The organism is Mesorhizobium sp. M7D.F.Ca.US.004.03.1.1 (genome assembly GCF_003998635.1).
GTDB classification, from domain to species: Bacteria; Pseudomonadota; Alphaproteobacteria; order Rhizobiales; family Rhizobiaceae; genus Mesorhizobium; species Mesorhizobium loti.
Genome location: NZ_RZQG01000862.1, coordinates 1 through 2,474, shown reverse-complemented (window position 1 = coordinate 2,474; position 2,474 = coordinate 1). Strand labels below are relative to the sequence as shown.

Annotated in this window: 3 protein-coding genes; all 3 read right to left on the bottom strand. The window is 64.6% G+C overall.

Features of this window, described 5'->3' with window-relative positions; genetic code table 11:
• On the bottom strand, positions 1-938 hold a 938-nt coding region (locus EN935_RS31030; RefSeq protein ID WP_245489094.1), incomplete at its 3' end, for an iron ABC transporter permease.
• Positions 939-967: 29 nt separating this feature from the next.
• Positions 968-1,915, bottom strand: coding sequence for an ABC transporter substrate-binding protein (locus tag EN935_RS31025; protein ID WP_127263283.1), 948 nt, complete (start codon positions 1,913-1,915; stop codon positions 968-970).
• A gap of 51 nt (positions 1,916-1,966) precedes the next feature.
• On the bottom strand, positions 1,967-2,474 hold a 508-nt coding region (locus EN935_RS31020; RefSeq protein ID WP_164771492.1), incomplete at its 5' end, for an ABC transporter ATP-binding protein.

The following is a 2,474-nucleotide window of genomic DNA, read 5'->3' as shown; positions in this document are numbered from 1 at the left end:
GAGCTGGTGATGATGCCGATCGGCAGTTCCTGCGGCGGCAGCAGCGTTCGGGCCAGAAGATCGCTGGCCAGCAGCAGCACCGCGCCGAAGACGGCGCAACTGGCAACCAGGCGCAGATGCAAGGGACCCGCCAGCGGCCGCGACAGATGCGGGATCATCAGCCCGACGAAGCCGATGACGCCCGCGACAGAGACAAGGACAGCCGTCGAGAAAGCGGCGACAAGAAAGGTCGTCCGGCGCATCCGCGCCACCGGCACGCCAAGGCTTTCGGCGGCATTTTCGCCGGCCAGGAAAGCGTCGAGCCGGCGGTGGTTCCATAGCGCGTAAGCCAGAATGGTGCCCGCACCCAGTGCGCCGAGCCAGATATTGTCCCAGCGCGCCAGGCCAAGGCCGCCCATCGTCCAGAACAGCACGGAGTGGGCGGCGCGCTGGTCGCCGGCAAAGACCAGGTAGTTGGTCAAGGCGGTGAATAGGAACGAGACGGCGAGGCCGGCAAGGATAAGCCGCTCCGGGCCTTGCCCCCTCACCCGCGCGACCAGAAGCAGGACGACACCGGCAGCCAATATGCCGCCGGTGAAGGCCGCGACCGGCAACGTCCAGATACCAAAACTGTCGCCGAAGACGGTGATGACGGAAACAGCGCCGGCGGCGGCTCCCGACGATAGGCCGAACAGGAACGGATCGGCAAGATCGTTGCGGGTCACCGTCTGCAGAAGCGCACCGACGACGCCCAACCCGGCGCCGACGCAGATAGCCAGGATGGTGCGCGGCAGCCGCAGATCGACAATGATCTTGCCGACCGGCCCGGAGACGTCGTGCCCACTGAAGCCGATTGCACGGCCAAGCGCGGCAACGACGTCGGTCAATGGGATCAGCGTCGAGCCATAGGCGATCGACAGCAGAGCGAGAGCGGCGATCGCCGCCGCTCCCACCATCATGGCCAGTGCAAATGCCCTGTGCCGCAAGCTCAAAAGGCTTCCGGATGCATCGCCTTGGCGATCTTGTCGATCGCTTCGATGTTGGCGGGTCCCGGCGTCAGTTCGGCATAGCGCAGGGCGACGAAGCGCTCGTTCTTGACCGCGTCCGTCTCTTTCATGGCCGGATGCGCCTTCAGGAAATCGAGCAGCTTCCTGTAGCCGCCACCGTCCTGGTAATCGAGCAGGATGAGGAATTGCGGATTGCGCGACGCCACCGTTTCCCAGTCCGTGTTGCCCCAGCTGGTGTCCATGTCGGCCATGATGTTGTCGCCGCCGGCGGCTGATATCATTGCGCTGGGGATGGCGAACTTGCCTGCGGTAAACGGCTTGTCCTCGCCGGAATCATAGAGGAACACCCGGGTCCCTTTGCGGTCGCCGACCTTGGCGGTGATATCGGCGAGCTGCGTCTTCCAGCCCGAAACGAGCTTTTCAGCCTCGGCCTCCTTGCCAAAGATCTTGCCCAGCTTTTCGACGTCGCCATAGAGCAGGTCCATCGAGGCGGCCGGGCGGTTCTTGTCGAGATGAACGCAGCTTTCCGTCAGCACCAGCGTCTTGATGCCGTGCGGGGCAAGCGTATCGGGTGTCACTTCGCCGCCCGGCTTCATGCCGTAGTACCAGCCGGCGAAGAAGAAATCGGGCTCGACGGCGACGAGGTTTTCGAGTGTCGGGTATTTCGGCGCCAGTTCCGGGATCGAGCCCTGCTCGGCCTTGAACTCGGGACCGACCTTGTACCATCCGGTGATGCCGGTCAGGCCGACGATCGACGGCTGCAGTTTCAGCGCGAAAGCCATCTCGGCCATGTTGAGATCATGGATCACGGCGCGCTTCGGTGCGGCATCGAAGGTCAGCGGTTTGCCGCAGCTGTCGACGGTCACGGGGAAGGCCAGGGCTGTCGAGGCCAGAAGCGAGAAGGCAAGCGAAAAGGCAAGGCGTTTCACGGGGTGTTGCTCCTTTGTGGATGGGATGGGTCGAATACCGAATGGCTTCAATCAGGACGGCGGCGCGGCACGGTTTGGCACTTCGAACACCGTCAGTTCGCGGTCTTCGGTCGGATGGCGCAGACGCAGAACATCGATGCCGAAAATCTCGCGGATCAGTTTTTGGGTCAGCGCTTCGCGCGGCGCGGCGAGCGCTTGCAGACGCGCGTGGTTCATCACCACCACCTTGGTGGCGAACGGCGCGACCAGCGCCAGATCGTGCAGCACCGCGATCACGGTCATGCTAAGGCCGGCCACGAGTTCGAGCAGTTCGCCGCGGGCGCGCGGATCGAGATGGTTGGTCGGCTCATCAAGGAACAGGATCTTTGGCTGCTGGGCGATGGCGCGGGCCAGTTGGGCACGCTGGCGCTCGCCGCCCGACAGCGAGCCGATGGTGCGGCCAAGCAGCGGCAGCAGGCCGGCCCGGCGCAGCGCATCGACGACAATATCGCGTTCCTCGCTCCTGCGTCTCAGCCCGGCGTGCGGGACCCGGCCAAGCTCGACATAGTCGATCACCGCC